Genomic DNA, 20,116 nt, shown 5'->3' with positions numbered 1-20,116 from the left:
TTATCTTCTACAGATAACTACGACAGTTTGTTCAATGGTTAATTAATAGAAGAACATTCCGGATATGGATATCAATTAATACCTTAGAGGTAATTCATTTATTTAATGTTATAGGAGGAAAATTCGATGAGATTACGTTCACCAATGCCAACATTGGACGGTGCAACAGCGTGGTTAAACGGGGATGTTAGACGTGATGATATTATTGGCGAAAAACCGACTCTTATACATTTTTGGTCAGTTAGTTGCTATTTATGTAAAGAAGAAATGAAGGATGTAAACTACCTACTTCATCGTTATAAAGACAATCTCAACATCATCTCAGTTCATATGCCACGTTCAAGGGAAGATACAAATTTAGAAGTAGTTCAAAACATAGCAAGAAAGTTTAATATGAAACAACCGATTTACATTGATAATAACTTGAAGTTAACCAAACTTTTCGAAAACGAATATGTTCCTGGGTACTATTTATTTGATCATCATGGTCTTTTACGCCACTTCCAATCTGGTGGAGGCGGTCTAAGGATGCTTGAAACGAGATTAAATCGATTAATTAGTGAAATGTAAAGGAGATAAGATATTAAGGAGCACATGGATTCTTAATCTATGTGTTTCTTTGTTATTTTTATGGGTAATTGAAGGGTCTGTTGAAGTAGATGAAGACCGTTTTCAGGTGGGATTGTGGTTGAAGTGGTCTTCAGAGGGGTGATGAAGACCTTTTCGGAAGAATCCTCGGCTGAAGTGGTCTTCATAAAGTAGATGAAGACCACTAGCAGGTGAAACTGCTGCCGAAGTGGTCTTCATAAGGGAGATGAAGACCGTTTTCAGGTGGGATTGTAGTTGAAGTGGTCTTCAGAGGGGAGATGAAGACCGTTTTCGGAAGAATCCTCGGCTGAAATGGTCTTCATAAAGTAGATGAAGACCATTAGCAGGTGAAACTGTTGCCGAAGTGGTCTTCATAAGGGAGATGAAGACCGTTTTTGGATGAAACCACGTCAGAAGTGGTCTTCATAAAGCGAATGCCAAAAACTTTAATCAAAATTACATCAGACCAACTCTATTAGTTGAGAATAATGGATTGATCAGATCAACATGTTATAAATCAATTATTCAAAGGAATTTATGCTACTTAGAAAGGAAATATCAGCTGACGTGTTGAAAATACAATGAAGCCAATTTAATTTGATAGAGAAAATAGATTGCCGTTGATAAATGAATCCCAGAAATTGGGATAAAAGAGTGAAGTTAAGGGGGAGCAGAATATGAGACAGATTATTGCACTAGGTGGGGGAGGCTTCTCTATGGAGCCTGATAACCTTGCACTAGACCAATATATTTTAAATCAATCGAATAAAGAAACACCAAAAATTTGCTTTATACCAACTGCAAGTGGAGATGCACAAGGATATATAGAACGATTTTATCATTCATTTCAAAAGCTAAATTGTGAGCCGTCACATTTATCACTTTTTAAACCTCCGACAAGAGATTTAGAAAGTTACATACTTGATAAAGATATCCTTTATGTTGGTGGAGGAAACACTAAAAACCTCCTTGCTCTATGGAAAGAATGGGAGCTCGACAGAATTATTAAAAAGGCTTGGCAGGAAGGGGTCATTCTTTCTGGATTAAGTGCAGGTTCTATTTGTTGGTATGAAGAGGGAGTTACTGATTCATTTGGAGATGAATTAGAACCAATTTGTGGTCTAGGTTTCATTAGTGGGAGTCACTGTCCGCATTACGATGGAGAAGAAGATAGAAGACCCGCTTATCATTCATTAATTTCCTCGAAGCAATTAAAATCGGGTATTGCAGCAGATGATGGAGTCGGAATTCATTATATTAACGAAAAAATAGAAAGAATTATTAGTTCGAGACCAAATGCTAAAGCATATCAAGTAGAATTTGATGGAACAATAATAGAAACGGAGCTAGAAACCAAATTTTTAGGAAAGCTGGTCTAAAAAATTGTTTTTTTTACAAAACGAAAGACGTAAGTTAAAATGACTACAGCGCTTACTGTTTAGTTCGGAGGTAAATTATGAAAAAAGAATTTGTAGTCATTGGACTAGGACGTTTTGGTGGAAGTATTGTGCATGAACTTATTCGACTTGGAGCGGATGTTATGGCGATCGATGCTTCATCAGAACGGGTGGATGAGTATGCTAAAATTGCGACCCAAGCAATCATTGCGGATACAACTGATGAAGAGGTAATTAAATCTCTTGGTATTCGTAATTTTGAACATGTCATTGTGGCAATTGGTGAGAACATTCAAGCGAGTATTTTAACAACTTTAATCTTAAAAGAACTTGGCGTGCCGAATGTAACAGTTAAAGCTACAAATGATTATCATGCGAAAGTATTAAAAAAAATTGGTGCAGACCAAATTATCCATCCTGAACGAGACATGGGTATTCGAATTGCGAATAATTTAATGTCTAGTAATGTTCTTGATTATCTTGAATTATCCGATGAACACTCCATCATGGAGATAAAAGCTAACGATCGAATAGCGGGTAATTCAATTAAAGATTTAGATATCCGTGCGAATTATGGTATTAACATTGTTGGAATCAAACGTGATAATTCAATTATCATTTCTCCGTCCGCTGATGAGAAAATCCTCTTAGGTGATGTTTTACTTGTTATTGGGGCAGTTGTAGATATCAATCGATTTGTAAAAAAAGCAATGAGTTAGTCTATTTCTTAGAAACAAAAAAGGTTGTTAATTAGTGAGTTAAAAACTAATAAACAACCTATTTTTTATGTTTCTATTTTTGAAACTTGTGCAAACCTATTTCTTAAACTTCCATAATTATTGGTAAAATCATAGGTCTACGTTTTGTTTTCTCAAATAAATATGGACCTAATACATCATTAATATCATTTTTTAACTCAGTCCATTGAGTCGATTTTTCTTGTATCTTTTCGTTAAGGTGACTTGACAACATTTTCTGTGCTTCACTAATTAGTGAACCGGATTCACGCATATAAACAAACCCACGAGAAATGATATCTGGCCCCGCAACTAGTTTTTGTTTTTTCATATCAACACTTACTACAACAATGACTAGACCTTCTTCTGATAAAATACGACGGTCTCTTAAAACGATATTTCCAATGTCCCCGATACCGCTTCCGTCAATATAGACATCTCCAGAAGGAATACGTCCAGCAACATGGGCTTCGTTAGGACTTAATGCCAATACATCACCATTTTCCATGACGAATGTATTTTCAGCAGGAACATCACAGTCAATAGCTAAATGCGTATGCATTTTTAACATGCGGTATTCTCCGTGAATAGGCATGAAAAATTTTGGTTTGATTAAACGAAGCATTAACTTTTGTTCTTCTTGTGATCCATGTCCAGAAGTATGGATATTGTTAAGTGAACCATGAATTACTTCTGCACCAGCTCTGAACAATAAGTTAATAATTTTGTTAACACTTGTTGTATTCCCAGGAATTGGAGAAGATGAGAATACGACTGTGTCACCAGGTTGAATTTGAATTTGACGGTGTGTACCGTTTGCAATTCTTGAAAGTGCTGCCATTGGTTCCCCTTGAGAGCCTGTACATAAAATCATGACTTCATTGGCAGGAAGACGGTTAATAGCTTGTGCATCGACAAATGTTTCTTTTGGTGCTGTAATATAACCTAGTTCGCGGCCAATCGTAATGGCGTTATCCATTGAACGACCAAAAACAGCAATTTTGCGACCATATTGATGAGCAGCATCCGTTACTTGTTGTAGTCGGTGAATATTTGATGCAAAAGTAGCAAAAATAATTCGTCCTTCAACTTTTCTAAAGATATCGTGGATGCTTTCTCCAACTTTTCTTTCAGACATTGTGAAATTTGGAACTTCTGCGTTTGTACTATCCGATAGTAAACATAGCACTCCATCACGACCGATTTCTGCCATTCTAGTTAGGTTCGCTGGTTCTCCTACTGGTGTAAAGTCAAACTTAAAGTCTCCAGTATGAACAATATTACCAGGAGGCGTTTTTACAACAATACCAAACGCATCAGGAATACTGTGTGTTGTACGGAAAAAGCTTACAGAAGTTTTTCTGAATTTAATAATATCATCTTCTTTAATTTCGATTAACTTTGTTGTGCGAAGTAATCCGTGTTCTTCCAACTTATTTCGCAGTAAACCAAGTGCTAATTTTCCCCCGTAAACAGGGATATTCACTTGACGTAATAAATAAGGGATACCCCCAATGTGGTCTTCATGCCCATGGGTAATAAATAGCCCTTTAATTTTATCTGCATTTCGTACTAAATACGTATAATCAGGTATTACGTAATCAATTCCTAATAGATCATCTTCCGGAAATTTTATACCAGCATCGATAACAATAATCTCATCTTGGAATTGTACTGCATATGTGTTTTTACCAATTTCGCCCAGTCCGCCGAGTGCGAAAACGGCTGCTTGATCATTTTTTACAAATTTCATGTTGATTAAGCATTCTCCAATTTGAAGTTCGGGCTATTTTGTTCATATTCTAAATAATTGCCCTCTAGTAATTGAATGTATTCAATGTTGTAGTTACGGTCTTTTAAATATTGGCGTACTTCTCGTTCTGAAGATGCTTCAACATAAAGACTCTTTGTGTTTTCGCGAACTGGTACTTCATGTGCATTTTCTTGATAATAAACTTTGTAAATCATGTTCTCTCTCCTTTAACGAACGTTGTGCATTTTTTTGTGAATTGTTCTCAAAATTAATATCTAAAAAATGATAAATGACAGATTTGTATAAAGCAAATAAAAACATTAATACGAATCTGTTGATTCACAATTTCTATAGCTTTGTTTTGGTAAAAATATTTTACAATATCTTAAAAGAAAATTATGGACGAAATTAGTAAAATAATAAATACTGGGATTTCTTCTAAACAAAGTTAAAAATAAAATGCATTTCCTTTATATTATCATGAGGCTGATTTAAAATAAAGAAAAGGGGACGTCTGAAAAAAACCTTTTTTAGACGTCCCCTTAGCCCTAGGATGGTAATTATAAAAACGGCCATCATATGTAGATATTAATAAATCGAATATAAATTAGAAAAAACTGTCCAGAATCAACCTGGACAGTGTCTAAGCAATTGATTTTTTTCCGAGGATGCCATTTAATCGTTTCAAAATTCTCTTTTTGAGTCGTTTTAACATGGCACATCACTCCCTAATTTCATTATATTGAAGAGTAGTATATATGTAAAGTGTTTTTCATTTACATATAAATATACATGGAAAGGATTTCACAATGACAAAAATTTTATTTTTTGATATAGATGGAACGCTTTATGATAGTGAGAAAAAAATCCCACAATCAGCGAAAGAAGCTATTTTTCAAGCAAGAGCAAATGGCTACGAAATCGCAATTGCAACAGGTAGAGCACCATTTATGATTCAATCAATTATTGATGAATTAGAAATTGATACATACGTTACATTTAATGGTCAATATGTTGTTTATAAAGGAGAAGTTATCTTCACTGACGGTATACCAACGGATCAACTAACTGGAATAATTCAATATGGACATGAAAGAAACCATCCAGTTGTTTTTATCGACGATCAAAAAATGATTGCATCTGTTGAAGGGGATACTTTTATCGAAAAAAGCTTAAATACTCTAAAGTACCCTTATCCAATTATCAATCCTCAGTTTTATGAGTCCAACAATGTATATCAAACATTGATCTTTATGGAAGAGAAAGATGAACCAATATATAAAGAGCAATTTCCAAATGTTAAATTCGTACGTTGGCATCCTTTTTCTTGTGATATTCTTCCAAAAAATGGATCGAAAGCTCGTGGAATTCAAAAGATTCTTGAAAAAAATAATATTCCTTTATCGAATGTTTATGCCTTTGGTGATGGATTGAATGATATTGAGATGTTACAATTTGTTGGAATTGGAGTTGCAATGGGTAATGCACATGATCAAACAAAAGCTGTTGCTGATATAATTGCAGATCATGTTGACGAAGATGGGATTGCGAAAGTACTAAAAGAATTGAATATTATCTAAATGTTTGTTAAAGAATATGCTTGTCGTTGTTTATCCCAGTTGATTTTACATTACATCCTAATACTTCTTATTATTATAATAAGTAAGGAGATGCCTTTTGCTTAGGCATCTCCTTTATATATTTTTTTATTCCCCATAAGGTATTGCATCTGGTATTGGTGCAAATGGATTTTCTTGGTTAATATGATCGTAAAACATAATTCCATTTAAATGGTCTAATTCATGTTGGAATGCAATAGCTGGTAAGCCTTTTAAACGCATTTTTTGCTCTTGACCATCAACATTGAAGAACTTAACAGTGATTCTTGCATATCGAGGTACATAACCAGGAACTTGACGATCTACAGATAAACATCCTTCACCAGACGTTATATAAGTTTTTTCAACAGAATGGCTAACGATTTTAGGGTTGATTGCAACAAAGCTTAAAAGTTCTTGGTTTTCATCTTCTAAATGTAGTGCAAACATACGTTTTAAAGAATTCACTTGGTTTGCTGCAAGACCTATACCTGGACGTAATCCGTATTTTTCGGCTGTTTCTGGGTTTTGACTATTTATTAGATACTCTAGCATATCTTCTGCTAATTTTTTATCCTCTTCAGTTAAAGGAAATTTAACTTCTTCAGCTTTTGTGCGTAAGGTAGGATGTCCTTCGCGAATTATATTCTCCATTAAAATCATAAAATACTTCCTTTCAAAATTCATTCCATTGTAAGTATACAAAATATAAACTATTGAGTTCTATCTTTATAAAATAACATATGAAAATGAAGAAAAATTATGAAAAGTTATGAAAACTTTTTTAAATCTTACTTACAAAGGGTAATCTATTGTTGGTTTATGAATTACTTTCTATTATATAGTTTTTAAAAAATGTGTGGAAAAACGGTGGGTGTTATAACACAGATGTAAATTTATATATAACAGATTAACTTGTATAAAAGGAGAGAAAAATGATAAATATTAGAAAAATAAGTGATTGACCGATTGGAAATAATTATATATACTAATTTCCAAGATGTGTTGTACCAATGGAAAAATAAAAAATTTTGATACAGATAAAGGAGAGGTGTCTTATGGGAGAAAAACTATCGAATCAATATAATCCAAAAGCATTGTTGAATGAGATTGAAGAGAAGTTTCAAATGTTCCAAATTTTAAACGAAAAAGGGGAAATTGTTAACGAGGAATATGATCCAAAACTATCTGACGAAGAGCTAGTTGAACTGATGAGTAGAATGGTTTATACAAGAATTTTAGATCAACGTTCTATCTCTTTAAATCGTCAAGGTAGACTTGGTTTCTATGCACCAACTGCTGGGCAAGAAGCTTCCCAACTTGCATCGCACTTTGCATTAGAAAAAGAAGATTGGATTTTACCAGGATATCGTGATGTTCCTCAAATCGTATGGCATGGCTTACCATTATGGAAAGCGTTTTTATTTAGTAGAGGACATTTTGTAGGAAATCAAGCTCCTGAGGGCGTTAACGTATTAGCACCACAAATCATTATTGGTGCTCAATATATCCAAACTGCTGGAGTAGCTTTAGGTTTGAAAAAGCGTGGTAAGAAATCTGTAGCTATTACTTATACAGGTGATGGTGGTTCATCACAAGGTGATTTTTACGAAGGAATTAACTTTGCAGGGGCATTCAAAGCACCAGCTATTTTCATCATTCAAAATAACCAATATGCGATTTCTACACCTCGTGATATACAAACTGCTGGGAAAACACTTGCTCAAAAAGGTATTGCAGCTGGTATCCCTTGTATCCAAGTAGATGGAATGGATGCTTTAGCAGTTTATGTTGCTACTCGTGATGCGAGAGAACGTGCAATTAATGGTGAAGGTCCAACTTTAATTGAAACAGTTTGTTACCGTTATGGTCCGCATACAATGTCAGGTGATGATCCAACTCGATACAGAACAACTGATATTGACAATGAATGGGCAGCAAAAGACCCAATCGTTCGTTTCCGAACTTACTTAGAAGGCAAAGGTTTATGGTCTGAAGAAAAAGAAAACGAAGTGATTGAAAGAGCAAAAGAAGAAATTAAAGAAGCGATTAAAAAGGCTGACGAAACGCCGAAACAAAAAGTAACAGACCTAATTGAAAATATGTATGAAGAATTGCCAGTAAATTTACAAGAGCAATATTCAATTTATAAAGAAAAGGAGTCGAGATAACCTATGGCACAAATGACAATGATTCAAGCAATTACTGATGCGCTTCGCTGCGAATTAAAAAATGATGAAAACGTTTTAGTTTTTGGTGAAGACGTTGGTGTAAATGGTGGAGTATTCCGTGCTACTGAAGGACTTCAACAAGAGTTTGGTGTAGATCGTGTATTTGATACACCACTTGCTGAGTCTGGAATCGGTGGTTTGGCTATTGGGTTAGCTCTAGAAGGCTTCCGTCCAGTTCCAGAAATTCAATTTTTCGGATTCGTTTATGAAGTAATGGACTCTATTAGTGGTCAATTAGCTCGTATGCGTTATCGTAGTGGCGGTGTATATAGTGCACCAGTTACTATCCGCTCTCCATTTGGAGGAGGAGTTCATACACCTGAAATGCACTCCGATAGTTTAGAAGGATTAATGGCTCAACAACCTGGTTTGAAAGTAGTTATCCCTTCAACTCCATATGATGCAAAAGGATTACTAATATCTTCTATTCGAGATAATGATCCAGTTATCTTCTTAGAGCATTTAAAACTATATCGTTCTATTAAAGAAGATGTGCCAGAAGAGGCATATACAATACCTCTTGGTAAAGCAGATGTTAAACGTGAAGGAAAAGATTTATCAATCTTTGCTTATGGATTAATGGTTCACGAAAGTTTAAAAGCTGCTGAAGAGCTTGAAAAAGAAGGATATTCAGTAGAAGTGGTAGACTTACGTACAGTTCAACCACTTGATATTGAGACAATTATTGCTTCTGTTGAAAAAACAAATCGTGCAATTGTAGTTCAAGAAGCTCAAAAACAAGCTGGTATTGCTGCGAATGTTGTAGCTGAAATTACTGAACGTGCAATATTAAGTTTAGAAGCACCTGTTTTACGTGTTGCAGCACCTGATACAGTGTATCCATTCCCACAAGCGGAAAATGTTTGGTTACCAAATTACAAAGACATCATAGAAACAGCAAGAAAAGTTTTAACTTTCTAGTTAATAAATTCTTTTACTAAACTGATTTCAAATTAATTATTACATTCGAGTTGAAACTGGTATCGTAAACCAAACTAGCTGTCCGAATACGTAAGAGATTCCTTTAGGCTAAATGACCGCCACAGGAAAGGAAAGTGTATTCGGACAGCGGATTATTTCGAAACCTATAAGGCGAAAAGAAAATTTAAATTCGAAAAAGAATGAATATATAAGGTAAACTGACATTGTCCAATGAAAGGGTGAATACTATGGCGTTTGAATTCCGTATGCCTGATATCGGTGAGGGTATCCATGAAGGTGAAATTGTAAAATGGTTCGTAAAAGCTGGAGATACAGTTAAAGAAGACGACGTTTTATGTGAAATTCAAAATGATAAAGCAGTAGTTGAAATGCCTTCTCCTGTAGAAGGTAAAGTTGAGGAAATTGTTGTTGCTGAAGGTAGTGTGGCAGTTGTCGGGGATGTATTAATCCGAATTGATGCACCTGGCTACGAAAATTTAAAACTTAAAGGTGATGCTCATGCCGAGGAACGATCTGTAACACCTGAAGTAGCACCAGAAGTACAACAAAGTCATGAACAAATCAATCAAGCACCAACATCAACACCTCAGCCAGTAGCAACAACAACAGAAGAAATCGTTGATACAAATAAACGTATTATTGCAATGCCTTCTGTTCGTAAATTTGCTAGAGAAAAAAATGTAAACATCCAATTAATTAATGGATCAGGGAAAAATGGCCGCATTTTAAAAGAAGATATTGAAAACTTCTTAAAAGGTGGAAATGTAGTACCAGCAGCAGTTGAAGAGAAAGTTGAAACTGACTTAGTACAAGAAGTTGAGACAACTACACCAGCACCAATTCCAGTTTCTATTGAAGGTGAATTCCCTGAAACAAGAGAGAAAATGTCTGGTATTCGAAAAGCGATTGCAAAAGCTATGGTGCATTCAAAACAAACTGCTCCACACGTTACTTTAATGGATGAAGTAGATGTAACGGAATTAGTTGCTCACCGTAAAAAATTCAAAGACATTGCTGCAGAAAAAGGTATTAAGTTAACATATTTACCATACGTAGTAAAAGCCTTAGTTTCAACGTTACGTGAGTACCCAGAGTTTAATCGATCACTTGATGACGCAACTAGTGAAATTATTCAGAAACATTATTATAATATAGGTATTGCTGCAGATACTGAAAGAGGTTTGTTAGTACCAGTTATTAAACATGCTGATCGTAAATCAGTTTTCAATATTTCAGCAGAAATCAATGAACTTGCAACAAAAGCACGAGAAGGAAAGCTTACTCCGAACGAGATGAAAGGAGCTTCTTGCTCAATTACGAACATCGGCTCTGCTGGTGGTCAATGGTTTACTCCAGTAATTAATCATCCAGAGGTTGCTATTTTAGGAATTGGTCGAATTTCAGAAAAACCAATAATAAAAAATGGTGAAATTGTAGCTGCACCTGTGTTAGCATTATCATTGAGCTTTGATCATCGAATGATCGACGGTGCGACTGCGCAATACGCTTTAAATCATTTAAAACGTTTGCTAGCCGAACCGGAACTTTTATTAATGGAGGCGTAATATAAAATGGTAGTTGGAGATTTTGCAATTGAGATTGATACACTCGTAGTAGGCGCTGGCCCTGGCGGTTATGTTGCGGCTATTCGTGCAGCACAAACAGGACAAAAAGTAACTGTTGTAGAAAGAGCTGAAGTTGGAGGCGTTTGCTTAAACGTAGGATGTATTCCTTCAAAAGCATTAATTTCAGTAGGTCACCGTTTTGAACAAGCAAAACATTCAGAAGATATGGGGGTTTTCGCTTCTGAAGTTAAACTTGATTTCACTAAAGTTCAAGAATTTAAAAATAGTGTTGTTAAAAAATTAACTGGCGGTGTAGCTGGTTTACTTAAAGGAAATAAAATTGAAACTGTTAAAGGTGAAGCATATTTTGTAGATGCTAACACTGTTCGTGTTGTAAATGGCGATTCAGCTCAAACTTACACGTTCAAAAATGCAATTTTAGCAACAGGTTCTCGTCCTGTTGAAATTCCTACATTTAAATTCTCAAAACGTGTTCTTAGTTCAACAGGCGCATTAAATTTAACTGAGTTACCAGGAAAATTAGTTGTAATCGGTGGAGGATACATCGGTACTGAGCTTGGTTCAGCATTTGCTAACTTTGGTTCAGAAGTAACGATTATCGAAGGCGGTAAAGACATTTTAGCTGGTTTCGAGAAAGCAATGACTCAAATTGTTAAAAAAGGCCTTAAGAAAAAAGGTGTTACAATCGAAGTAAATGCATCTGCAAAAGGTGTAGAAGAAACTGACAACGGTGTTGTCGTAACTTATGAAGTTGGTGGCGAAGAGAAAAAAGTAGAAGCAGATTACGTATTAGTAACTGTTGGTCGCCGCCCTAATACTGATGAGTTAGGTTTAGAGCAAATTGGTGTTGAATTTGCTGAACGTGGACTTCTTAAAGTAGACAAACAATGTCGTACAAATATTCCGAACATCTATGCAATTGGTGATATTGTTGCTGGTCCACAACTTGCTCATAAAGCATCTTATGAAGGAAAAGTAGCAGCAGAAGCAATCGCAGGTGAAAAATCTGTTGTTGATTATTTAGCAATTCCTGCTGTATGTTTCACAGATCCAGAAATGGCAACTGTAGGTTATAGCGAAGAACAAGCAAAAGCAGAAGGACTAGAAGTAAATGCTGCTAAATTCCCATTCGCAGCGAATGGTCGTGCTCTAGCACTAAACCAAACAGAAGGTTTTGTAAAACTTGTTGCTCGTAAAGAAGATGGTCTTTTAGTAGGTGCACAAATCGTTGGAGCAGGCGCTTCTGATATGATTTCAGAAATGGCTTTAGCAATTGAAGGTGGCATGACTGCAGAAGACGTTGCTTTAACAATCCACCCTCACCCAACTTTAGGTGAAATTACAATGGAAACTGCTGAAGTTTTACTTGGCAATCCAATCCATATTATTTCTAAATAATTCAATATTAAAAGAGACTCTTTCATTGCGAAGGGTCTCTTTTTATTTGTAGTAAGCTTTCATTTATCGCATAGACATTATTTTATAACAAGAGTAAAATGGCTTTATCAAGGAGGTGACCGGCATATTTAGGGGAGTCCTTATGCCCAAAATGATGAGAATAATACGTACTGTCTTACAAATTATCATATTATATATCTTTCATTACATAGGAGTTTTTATTGTAGAATTTACGAATTTACCACTACCACCAAGTGTAGTAGGGTTTATTTTATTATTTATATGCTTGTTGATGAACTGGATTAAGGTCGAGATGATCCGTGACGGGGCAAGTTTTTTAATTGGTTTCATGTTGCTTTTTTACATTCCTCCGGTAATCGGTATAATCGAATACCCGCAACTAATATCGGTGAACGGAATGATTCTGATAGGTGCTGTAATTATTAGTACTTTATTTACGATTTACTTAACTAGTATGTTGAGTCAAATCATTGAGAAAAAAGAGATTAATAGTAGAAATAAAAAAATAAGTGAAGCAAAGGAGGAAGTGGAAAATGTTTAATATCATCATTTCCATTGTTAGTACAATTATTGTGTATTTAATAATGGCAGAAGTTTATAAACGATTTCATCACCCTCTTTTAATGCCTGTAATTACAGCTTCCGTTTTTCTAATTGCTTGTCTTTTATTACTTAATATCCCATATGAAGTCTATATGGAAGGTGGAAAATGGTTGCAGCATTTATTAGGGCCAGCTGTTGTAGGTCTAGCTTACCCTCTCTACAATCAAAGACATTTAATCGTAAAATATAAGTATAGTATTCTTTCTGGATTACTTATAGCGATGATTAGTGGGTTAATAAGTGTTTTTGTATTATTAGTTCTATTTAATGTAGAAAAAGAATGGATTTTAACTGCCCTACCAAAATCCATTACAACACCAATTGCGATGCAAGTGAGTGAAACAATTGGGGCAATCCCATCTTTAACAGCTGTATTGGTTATGATTGCTGGTTTTACAGGTGCAATTCTAGGTCCATATATTTATAAATTAGCCAAAATAGATTCACCGATTAGTAGAGGTGTTTCTATGGGAAGTGCTAGTCATGGTGTTGGAATATCTAAATTAAATGAGTACGGAGAAGAAGATTTATCGATTGGCTCAGTATCGATGAGTCTTAGCGCTGTGATTGGCGCAATTATTTGTCCGATTTTTGCGTATCTAATCTTATAGAATCATAGTTTTGCCAATTTATTAATAGCAATTCTATCTAAAAATTTTCCTATTAAAATGTGTCAAATCGTTGAATTAGACCCTATTAAATTCCAAATATGGTAAAATACTAATGGAAAAATTTACATATAAGAGGTTTGATGATGCGAATACGATCATTAGGGAAACTAGGGAAAAGTGTATTTTATACTTTAACTGTATCTACAGTTTTTATTATCATAACTGTGATTTTATCGGTCATGGCAATACGTTCATACTTAAATGAAAATATTTTAGGTCAACGTGCACTCGATCATATTGAGGAGTCTTCAAACCACCTTTATCGGTCGTTAATCGATCAAGAGACGGGAGTTAGAGGTTATCACTTAACAAATGATGAAACCTTTTTAGAACCTTTTTATTACGGTTTAGAAGAGTTTGAAGTTAGTAAAAGTGAACTAACGCAATATATTGGGAAATTTCCTTCATTGAGTGATAATGTGAAGTTGTTTATCGAAAAAGGGGAGAGTTGGGAAAATCTATATGGCGTTTCTCTTATTGAAATGATAAATAGCGGAAATCAACCAACATTACAACAAATAAGAGAAGGTAAAGTAGCTCTGGATGAATTCCGTACCAATTTCTCAGATTTTAATGAACAAATTGAAGCGGAAAGAACGATAGTACGAAATAAAATGCAAAATGGGATAAAAAATACCCTAATTACTTTAGTTTCTGTCATCGTTGTGATTGTAATCTGTATTCTCTTTTTACACATCCAATTATTAAAATCAGTTATTAATCCTATTATTCGATTAAATAGTTGTGTAAAAAGCTATACAGAACATGATTTTTCTACAAATGTTCCGGAGTATAAAATACAATCCATTGCTTGCGAACCAAATTGCTTTGTAGCAAGATACGGTGGAGAAGAATTTTCAATCATTATGCTTCATGAAAAAGAGGAAGAAGCTCTAGTAATTGCAGAACGAATTAGAAAGGCAATAGAACAATTAGAGATCAGACATGAAACTTCATTAATCCATAATGTTGTTACGGTCAGTTCTGGTGTTGTTACACTAGTACCAAAAGGAGAACTTCAGTTAGAAGAGGTGTTTTCCAAGGCGGATAAAGCTTTATATGAATCTAAACAAAAGGGTAGAAATCAAGTTATTAAATATATTCTCGCTTGAACTCTATAATTTAATTAAACTAAAAAAGCCAACTTTCTTAGTTTTGTATCCTAAAAAGAAAGTTGGCTTATAAACGTTAAATTTACTAAAAAATAGGTTTACGTTCTTTAATAACTCGAATTGTTCTTAAAGAAGGATCTTCAGGTCCTTGTACAGGTAGACCAGCGTCGATATTCATTTGAATATATTTAATGTTTTCTTCAGTTATTATTTCCCCGGGAATGAATATGGGTATTCCAGGAGGATAAACCATAATAAATTCTGAACAAATGTATCCAGCAGAATCTTTTAAAGGCATCATTTCAGTTTGAGAGTAAAATGCATTTCGAGGTGACATTGCAAGTGCTGGAATATCAGGAACTCGAACCAATGATTCTACTATCGAAGCTTCTGAATCAAATGCTTGTGACATACGTTGTAATGCATTAATCAGTAGGTTAACTTCTTTTTTTGTATCACCTAATGTAATAATACAAAGTATATTGTACAAGTCAGATAATTCAACTTCAATATTTGCATTTTGGCGTAACCATTCTTCAGCTTGGTGACCAGAAATCCCTAAATCTTTTACACTAATAAGTAATTTAGTTGGATCCATATCATACGTAGCTGATGAATTCAGTTTTTCACGCCCTGCACATTTCAAATGCGGGATCTTATTAATTCGTTTTCTAGCATCTTTTGCCAAACGTATCGACTCATCAATTAACTCATGTCCGTTTACTGCTAATTGGCGTCGTGCACAATCTAATGAAGCTAAAATCGGGTATGATGTTGATGTAGTCGTTAACATCGAAAATACGGATTGAATACGATTAATGGATACAAGACCTTCTCGAACATTTAATACAGAACTTTGTGTCATGGAACCACCAAGCTTATGAACACTAGTAGCAGCCATATCTGCACCAGCTTCCATAGCTGAAATTGGAAGTTCGTCATGAAATTTTATATGAACACCATGTGCTTCATCCACAATAACTGGTACGCTGCGCTCATGTGCAACATCAACAATTTTTTTCAAATCAGCCGCAAATCCATAATAAGTAGGATTTATGACAAGTACTGCTTTTGCATCAGGATACGTATTTAATGCTCTTTCAACAGATTCTGCTGAAATTCCATGTGAGATACCATATTCAGTATCAATTTCTGGAGCAATAAATATTGGGATGGCACCTGCTAATACAATAGCTGACATCGTTGATTTATGAACATTTCGTGGTACGATTATTTTATCTCCAGGACCAACCACTGTGAGAATCATAGTCATGATAGCGCCACTTGTACCTTGGATGGAGAAGAATGTATGGTCAGCACCAAAGGCTTCAGCAGCTAATTTTTGCGCTTCCTTAATTACACCTTTTGGTGAGTGTAAATCATCTAGAGGAGCAATATTTATTAAATCAATTGATAAAACGTTGTCGCCGACGAACTCACGAAAAGCCGGATCCATTCCTTGACCTTTTTTATGTCCAGGGATATGAAATTGGATTGGTTGTCTATTTCGATGTTTGAGTAAAGCGTCGAACAAAGGAGTTTCTAACTGTGACAACGTAGGTACCACCTCACTTAAGTAAATTTCAAAAAACAACTAAAAAATCAAAACAAGAAGAATTATAGCACCTCTTGACCTTCATGACTATAAAAAAGTATGAGAAATTTATTTTCCTTTAGTTTAAAATAATAGAAAAGGGTAGAATGGGGGAATATTTCATGAATTGGGAAACTCGTGTAACAAAATTATTAGGTATCAAATATCCGATCATTCAAGGGGGATTAGCTTACTTAGCCTATTCTGATTTAGCTGCTGCAGTATCAAATGCTGGAGGGCTTGGTCAAATAACTGCATTAAGTTTAGAATCTCCTGAATTACTAAAAGAAGAAATAAGAAAAGTACGTGAAAAAACGGATAAGCCATTTGGTGTGAATTTTGCATTTGGTAATCATGGGAAAGGGTACGAATCAATGGTTCAAGTCGCTATTGAAGAAGAAGTACCAGTGATTACAATGACAGGTGGAAATCCAACTCCTATGTTTGAATTACTGAAGAGAAGTAATGCCAAGAAGCTAGTACTTGTAGCTGCACGTAGACAAGCACAGAAAGCTGAGGAATTAGGAGCCGATGCTGTAATGGTAGTAGGTCAAGAAGGTGGTGGACACCTTGGACGTGATGATGTTGGTACAATGGTTCTCGTTCCACAAGTAGTAGATAGTGTTTCGATTCCTGTTATCGCTTCAGGCGGAATTGGTGATGGTCGAGGATGGATGGCTGCACATGCATTAGGAGCAGAAGGAATTGAAATGGGAACACGTTTTATTGCAACAAAGGAATGTGTTCACGCGTCAAATGCTTATCTTGAGGCTTTACTTCAAAGTAGTGAAACAGATACGACGATTATCAAACGTTCGATTGGTGCCCCTGCTCGTGCATTAAAAAATCCATTTACAGAAAAAATATTAAATATAGAAAATGAAACGCCTACATATGAAGCGTTAAAAACATATATAAGTGGGGAAGCTAACAAAAAATTTATATATGATGGTGATCCTACAAGTGGCTTCGGTTGGGCAGGACAAGTAACTGGACTGATAAAAGATGTTCCCACAGTTTCTGATCTTATTAATAGAATGGTTGCCGAAGCTACAGAAATACGAGTAAAATGGGGACAATAAAAGAAAAAGGCAGGGCTTTCTATGGAATATTCTTATCCATTTTCTACTGATTGGACGACTGAAGAAATTATCGCGGTAGTTCAATTTTTTGAAGGTGTCGAAAAAGCTTATGAAAAAGGTATCAAACGTGAAGAAATGTTAGCACTATACAGACGTTTTAAAGAAATTGTACCATCACAGGCGGAAGAAAAATCGGTGTTTCGCGAATTTGAGGAAGAAAGTGGTTATGTCAGTTACCCAGTAGTGAAACAAGCGAAAGAGCTAGATAACGGACAAATTATTCGAATAACAAGAAAGTAATGTAAATAATGAATTAATGTCTATGTTTAATTAGAATTAGAAAAAACAACTCGAGCCAACTGAATATAAATGGACTCGAGTTGTTTTTTAATTAATGAACAGACGTTAGATTCTTATAAAGTACATAAGAACAGTGTATTACTTCTCACGTTATTTACTAAATGGTTACAAAACTATCAATAAATTGAGAATAAAAATAAATCATGAAAATGAGTAGAAATAATGTAATGTTTCCTATTCATTCGTGCATATTAATTATACAACACAAAAATTTATGCAATATCCTTTTATCATTTACCAACCATTACGTTGTAAATTGGTATAAGTTCCTCAAATGTTTCTTCAGCAAGTCTCATGAATTCATCAGAAGACAGTTGAACAACCTCATCACGTGGGATATAACGACCAACCAAAAAATCATATTTTTTGACATCGCGACATTTCATGAGAGTTTGTTCTAATTGACTTTCTCGTCCTACATTTAAAGGTATTACTTCTTGAGACATATGATTACCTGAAAAAACAAAATGATTTGGCAATTTATCGAACAAATCTATTTTTTCTAGTAGACGATTTGCCATTACAGATTTTTGTGGTGCTTCATAAATAATTGCAACAATAATGAATAAATATGAATCCCATAGACCAATTTGAAAATGAGGAAGTGATTTGTAACCGCGTTTATAAGGCGAAAAAGCTACCCAAGAATCTTTAGGAGGGTTAACAGTTCTTCTCGCATGTTTTGCTATATGTGGGAAAAATTCCTCACCTAAATGACTACTTAAATAATCAGCATATCGTTCACCTAGTAGTTGAAACTTAGGTCGAACTATGGAGGTTAAAGCTTCCATTCGTTGCTCAAGTCCATCTATTTTAAACACGTCAAAATCTTTGTTTGACCATTGAAATTTATTTAGCAAAATAGTTCCACCTTTCGTAAAATGATGTTTATTTTCTAACGTTTTTGGGAAAAATCTTGTAACAATAGCTTTTCGTGAAATAGTTTTTTAATTAGGAAAGGGAAGTGATTCATATGAAACAGATGATTAAAATTATACGTAAAGTCGACATTGAAAAGCAATACGAACATGTTTTACGTTTAGAACTTGATTATGAATTAGCCTCACTTTATTCCGCTATGCAAGGTAATGACGAAAAAGAGATGGAAAAGTGTAAAAAACGTCTAAAGGAGATTCAAGACGAGCTAGATGGTCTACATGCTTATGTGTGATTAGAATAACACGCAATAAAAATCACTTGCAAATTAAAAAATGCAAGTGATTTTTTGTTATAATAAAAAGAGTCGGTATTTTGAAAAGATTCGACATAGGAATCTGTTTTATCTGACTTAACTGAATGATTATAGGGGATATTTACATTGAAGGGCTAGGTGGGGCGTATGGATTTACATCAAATCGATCAATTTGCAAAAGGTATCATATATGAAGCTGGTAAACGAATTCGTAATTCATTTTCTTATGATTTAATTGTTGAAACAAAATCTGATCCGAATGATTTAGTAACGAATATCGATCGTGAAACTGAATTATTTTTCATTGAAAAAATCAAAGAGTTCGATAAGAATCACAGAATTTTAGGTGAAGAAGGCATGGGTGAAAAAATCGATAGTCTAGAAGGTCCAGTATGGATTATTGACCCAATCGATGGGACGATGAATTTTGTAAAACAACATCGTCACTTTATGATTACTATTGGTTTTTACGTAGATGGTGTAGGAAAGTTAGGTTACATATATGACGTGATGAGAGAGGATTTATTCCATGCAATTGCTGGCGAAGGGGCATGGTACAATGACTCACCATTACGTAAATTAAAACCATTAAGTATAAATGAAGCGGTCATCGGAATTAATGCTAGTTGGATTATTCCAAATCGAAGAGTCAATCATGAAAAGATGATAGAGTTAGTTAGATCTGTCCGTGGTACCCGCTCATATGGCTCTGCTGCGATGGAAATTGCTTTTGTCGTTAGTGGGAAATTAGATGCTTACATATCAATGAGACTATCACCATGGGATATAGCTGGTGGAATTGTTATTGCAAAAGAAGTTGGTGCTATAGCTACTAACTTTGAAGGGAATCAATTCAGTTTACTATCTAATGATACTTTCATAATTGCTAATCCTACCCTTCATCAAATCATTTTAAATAACTATATTGAAGAAAAGTAAAAAATCCACGATTACTTTAGGTCTCCCTTTAGTAATTGTGGATTTTATCTTTTGAAAAAATGAATTATTGTCTCTATTTTGCTTAACCTAAGGTCATACTTTGATATGCAAATTCTTTTATAAAAGACCTTGCTCACGGAATTTGCGTTTCATCTTAAATCCTAAGAAGAATACAAGGCATAATGCAACAATAGCTAGAATAGAGACCCAAACACTTTTAATCGCTATTGCATAACCAATGGAAACCATTGATAGAATTGCTGCTAATGCAAAAATAAACATGACAAATTTTGCTACGTTCATTATATTTTC

Annotated in this window: 21 protein-coding genes; 15 read left to right on the top strand and 6 right to left on the bottom strand. The window is 34.7% G+C overall.

The features are described 5' to 3' along the window. Nucleotides 1–126 precede the first annotated feature (126 nt). The 3 genes from ACOQFO_RS17980 to ACOQFO_RS17970 all read left to right on the top strand — a co-directional run bounded on the left by ACOQFO_RS17980 (nt 127) and on the right by ACOQFO_RS17970 (nt 2,704). Nucleotides 127–570, top strand: a complete 444-nt coding sequence (locus ACOQFO_RS17980) for a TlpA family protein disulfide reductase (protein WP_421691053.1) — start codon at nt 127–129, stop codon at nt 568–570. Between the two features lie 695 nt (nt 571–1,265). Further along, complete coding sequence (locus ACOQFO_RS17975; RefSeq protein ID WP_421691052.1) at nt 1,266–1,967, top strand: Type 1 glutamine amidotransferase-like domain-containing protein; 702 nt, start codon at nt 1,266–1,268, stop codon at nt 1,965–1,967. 77 nt (nt 1,968–2,044) lie between these two features. Then, nucleotides 2,045–2,704 (top strand): potassium channel family protein, encoded by a 660-nt coding sequence (locus ACOQFO_RS17970; RefSeq protein ID WP_421691051.1) that lies wholly within the window; start codon nt 2,045–2,047, stop codon nt 2,702–2,704. Between the two features lie 103 nt (nt 2,705–2,807). Here the strand turns inward: ACOQFO_RS17970 and rnjA are convergent, their stop codons facing one another. Beyond that, entirely contained in the window at nt 2,808–4,475 is a 1,668-nt protein-coding gene (rnjA, locus tag ACOQFO_RS17965; protein ID WP_421691050.1) for a ribonuclease J1, read from the bottom strand. 5 nt (nt 4,476–4,480) lie between these two features. Beyond that, nucleotides 4,481–4,690 carry a DNA-dependent RNA polymerase subunit epsilon gene (locus tag ACOQFO_RS17960; protein ID WP_421691049.1) on the bottom strand — a complete coding sequence of 70 codons (210 nt, stop codon included), beginning with the start codon at nt 4,688–4,690 and terminating at the stop codon, nt 4,481–4,483. A gap of 594 nt (nt 4,691–5,284) precedes the next feature. Between ACOQFO_RS17960 and ACOQFO_RS17955 the strand changes: the two genes are divergently transcribed. Beyond that, the gene (locus ACOQFO_RS17955) at nt 5,285–6,055 is read left to right on the top strand and encodes a Cof-type HAD-IIB family hydrolase (protein ID WP_421691048.1); all 771 of its coding nucleotides are present in this window, start codon (nt 5,285–5,287) and stop codon (nt 6,053–6,055) included. Nucleotides 6,056–6,181: 126 nt separating this feature from the next. Here the strand turns inward: ACOQFO_RS17955 and def are convergent, their stop codons facing one another. Further along, complete coding sequence (gene def / locus ACOQFO_RS17950) at nt 6,182–6,736, bottom strand: peptide deformylase (protein ID WP_421691047.1); 555 nt, start codon at nt 6,734–6,736, stop codon at nt 6,182–6,184. 395 nt (nt 6,737–7,131) lie between these two features. Here def and pdhA point away from each other — a divergent pair, with 395 nt between their 5' ends. From pdhA to ACOQFO_RS17915, 7 genes are all read left to right on the top strand, one after another. After that, a complete protein-coding gene (pdhA, locus tag ACOQFO_RS17945; protein ID WP_421691046.1) occupies nt 7,132–8,244 on the top strand; it encodes a pyruvate dehydrogenase (acetyl-transferring) E1 component subunit alpha in 1,113 nt (370 codons plus the stop codon). Nucleotides 8,245–8,247: 3 nt separating this feature from the next. Continuing rightward, entirely contained in the window at nt 8,248–9,225 is a 978-nt protein-coding gene (locus tag ACOQFO_RS17940) for an alpha-ketoacid dehydrogenase subunit beta (RefSeq protein WP_421691045.1), read from the top strand. A 248-nt stretch (nt 9,226–9,473) separates the two neighbouring features. Next, nucleotides 9,474–10,811, top strand: a complete 1,338-nt coding sequence (locus ACOQFO_RS17935; protein ID WP_421691044.1) for a dihydrolipoamide acetyltransferase family protein — start codon at nt 9,474–9,476, stop codon at nt 10,809–10,811. Nucleotides 10,812–10,817: 6 nt separating this feature from the next. Continuing rightward, nucleotides 10,818–12,230, top strand: a complete 1,413-nt coding sequence (gene lpdA, locus ACOQFO_RS17930) for a dihydrolipoyl dehydrogenase (protein ID WP_421691043.1) — start codon at nt 10,818–10,820, stop codon at nt 12,228–12,230. 151 nt (nt 12,231–12,381) lie between these two features. Continuing rightward, a complete protein-coding gene (locus ACOQFO_RS17925; protein WP_421691042.1) occupies nt 12,382–12,792 on the top strand; it encodes a CidA/LrgA family protein in 411 nt (136 codons plus the stop codon). Then, nucleotides 12,785–13,465, top strand: a complete 681-nt coding sequence (locus tag ACOQFO_RS17920; RefSeq protein ID WP_421691041.1) for an LrgB family protein — start codon at nt 12,785–12,787, stop codon at nt 13,463–13,465. The genes ACOQFO_RS17925 and ACOQFO_RS17920 overlap by 8 nt, the downstream gene beginning before the upstream one ends. A gap of 143 nt (nt 13,466–13,608) precedes the next feature. Beyond that, a complete protein-coding gene (locus tag ACOQFO_RS17915; RefSeq protein WP_421691040.1) occupies nt 13,609–14,637 on the top strand; it encodes a diguanylate cyclase in 1,029 nt (342 codons plus the stop codon). A gap of 85 nt (nt 14,638–14,722) precedes the next feature. On the opposite strand, the gene ACOQFO_RS17910 is transcribed toward ACOQFO_RS17915, so the two are convergent. Continuing rightward, entirely contained in the window at nt 14,723–16,192 is a 1,470-nt protein-coding gene (locus ACOQFO_RS17910) for an aminotransferase class I/II-fold pyridoxal phosphate-dependent enzyme (RefSeq protein ID WP_421691039.1), read from the bottom strand. 161 nt (nt 16,193–16,353) lie between these two features. On the opposite strand from ACOQFO_RS17910, the gene ACOQFO_RS17905 reads away from it, so the two are divergent. Continuing rightward, entirely contained in the window at nt 16,354–17,313 is a 960-nt protein-coding gene (locus tag ACOQFO_RS17905) for an NAD(P)H-dependent flavin oxidoreductase (protein ID WP_421691038.1), read from the top strand. 21 nt (nt 17,314–17,334) lie between these two features. Further along, nucleotides 17,335–17,613, top strand: coding sequence for a UPF0223 family protein (locus tag ACOQFO_RS17900; RefSeq protein ID WP_421691037.1), 279 nt, complete (start codon nt 17,335–17,337; stop codon nt 17,611–17,613). 290 nt (nt 17,614–17,903) lie between these two features. Here ACOQFO_RS17900 and ACOQFO_RS17895 read toward each other — a convergent pair whose 3' ends face one another. Further along, the gene (locus ACOQFO_RS17895; RefSeq protein WP_421691036.1) at nt 17,904–18,533 is read right to left on the bottom strand and encodes a YktB family protein; all 630 of its coding nucleotides are present in this window, start codon (nt 18,531–18,533) and stop codon (nt 17,904–17,906) included. Nucleotides 18,534–18,646: 113 nt separating this feature from the next. On the opposite strand from ACOQFO_RS17895, the gene ACOQFO_RS17890 reads away from it, so the two are divergent. Together ACOQFO_RS17890 and ACOQFO_RS17885 are read left to right on the top strand one after the other, a co-directional pair. Beyond that, nucleotides 18,647–18,844: a hypothetical protein gene (locus ACOQFO_RS17890; RefSeq protein WP_036181882.1), complete on the top strand. Its 198-nt coding sequence runs from the start codon at nt 18,647–18,649 to the stop codon at nt 18,842–18,844. A gap of 168 nt (nt 18,845–19,012) precedes the next feature. Continuing rightward, the gene (locus tag ACOQFO_RS17885) at nt 19,013–19,804 is read left to right on the top strand and encodes an inositol monophosphatase family protein (RefSeq protein ID WP_421691035.1); all 792 of its coding nucleotides are present in this window, start codon (nt 19,013–19,015) and stop codon (nt 19,802–19,804) included. 117 nt (nt 19,805–19,921) lie between these two features. Here ACOQFO_RS17885 and ACOQFO_RS17880 read toward each other — a convergent pair whose 3' ends face one another. After that, nucleotides 19,922–20,107, bottom strand: coding sequence for a DUF5325 family protein (locus ACOQFO_RS17880; protein WP_421691034.1), 186 nt, complete (start codon nt 20,105–20,107; stop codon nt 19,922–19,924). Nucleotides 20,108–20,116 lie beyond the last annotated feature (9 nt).

Source organism: Ureibacillus sp. MALMAid1270 (assembly GCF_049202975.1).
Taxonomy (GTDB): Bacteria; Bacillota; Bacilli; order Bacillales_A; family Planococcaceae; genus Ureibacillus.
Note: the sequence above shows the minus strand (reverse complement) of the source record. Positions and strands in the feature narration are given on the sequence as shown.

Excerpts from the sequence above, each read along its gene's own strand:
- ACOQFO_RS17980 (WP_421691053.1), top strand. The coding sequence starts at position 127 with ATGAGATTACGTTCACCAATGCCAACATTGGACGGTGCAACAGCGTGG.
- ACOQFO_RS17975 (WP_421691052.1), top strand. The coding sequence starts at position 1,266 with ATGAGACAGATTATTGCACTAGGTGGGGGAGGCTTCTCTATGGAGCCT.
- ACOQFO_RS17970 (WP_421691051.1), top strand. The coding sequence starts at position 2,045 with ATGAAAAAAGAATTTGTAGTCATTGGACTAGGACGTTTTGGTGGAAGT.
- rnjA (WP_421691050.1), bottom strand. The coding sequence starts at position 4,475 with ATGAAATTTGTAAAAAATGATCAAGCAGCCGTTTTCGCACTCGGCGGA.
- ACOQFO_RS17960 (WP_421691049.1), bottom strand. The coding sequence starts at position 4,690 with ATGATTTACAAAGTTTATTATCAAGAAAATGCACATGAAGTACCAGTT.
- ACOQFO_RS17955 (WP_421691048.1), top strand. The coding sequence starts at position 5,285 with ATGACAAAAATTTTATTTTTTGATATAGATGGAACGCTTTATGATAGT.
- def (WP_421691047.1), bottom strand. The coding sequence starts at position 6,736 with ATGATTTTAATGGAGAATATAATTCGCGAAGGACATCCTACCTTACGC.
- pdhA (WP_421691046.1), top strand. The coding sequence starts at position 7,132 with ATGGGAGAAAAACTATCGAATCAATATAATCCAAAAGCATTGTTGAAT.
- ACOQFO_RS17940 (WP_421691045.1), top strand. The coding sequence starts at position 8,248 with ATGGCACAAATGACAATGATTCAAGCAATTACTGATGCGCTTCGCTGC.
- ACOQFO_RS17935 (WP_421691044.1), top strand. The coding sequence starts at position 9,474 with ATGGCGTTTGAATTCCGTATGCCTGATATCGGTGAGGGTATCCATGAA.
- lpdA (WP_421691043.1), top strand. The coding sequence starts at position 10,818 with ATGGTAGTTGGAGATTTTGCAATTGAGATTGATACACTCGTAGTAGGC.
- ACOQFO_RS17925 (WP_421691042.1), top strand. The coding sequence starts at position 12,382 with ATGATGAGAATAATACGTACTGTCTTACAAATTATCATATTATATATC.
- ACOQFO_RS17920 (WP_421691041.1), top strand. The coding sequence starts at position 12,785 with ATGTTTAATATCATCATTTCCATTGTTAGTACAATTATTGTGTATTTA.
- ACOQFO_RS17915 (WP_421691040.1), top strand. The coding sequence starts at position 13,609 with ATGCGAATACGATCATTAGGGAAACTAGGGAAAAGTGTATTTTATACT.
- ACOQFO_RS17905 (WP_421691038.1), top strand. The coding sequence starts at position 16,354 with ATGAATTGGGAAACTCGTGTAACAAAATTATTAGGTATCAAATATCCG.
- ACOQFO_RS17900 (WP_421691037.1), top strand. The coding sequence starts at position 17,335 with ATGGAATATTCTTATCCATTTTCTACTGATTGGACGACTGAAGAAATT.
- ACOQFO_RS17890 (WP_036181882.1), top strand. The coding sequence starts at position 18,647 with ATGAAACAGATGATTAAAATTATACGTAAAGTCGACATTGAAAAGCAA.
- ACOQFO_RS17885 (WP_421691035.1), top strand. The coding sequence starts at position 19,013 with ATGGATTTACATCAAATCGATCAATTTGCAAAAGGTATCATATATGAA.
- ACOQFO_RS17880 (WP_421691034.1), bottom strand. The coding sequence starts at position 20,107 with ATGAACGTAGCAAAATTTGTCATGTTTATTTTTGCATTAGCAGCAATT.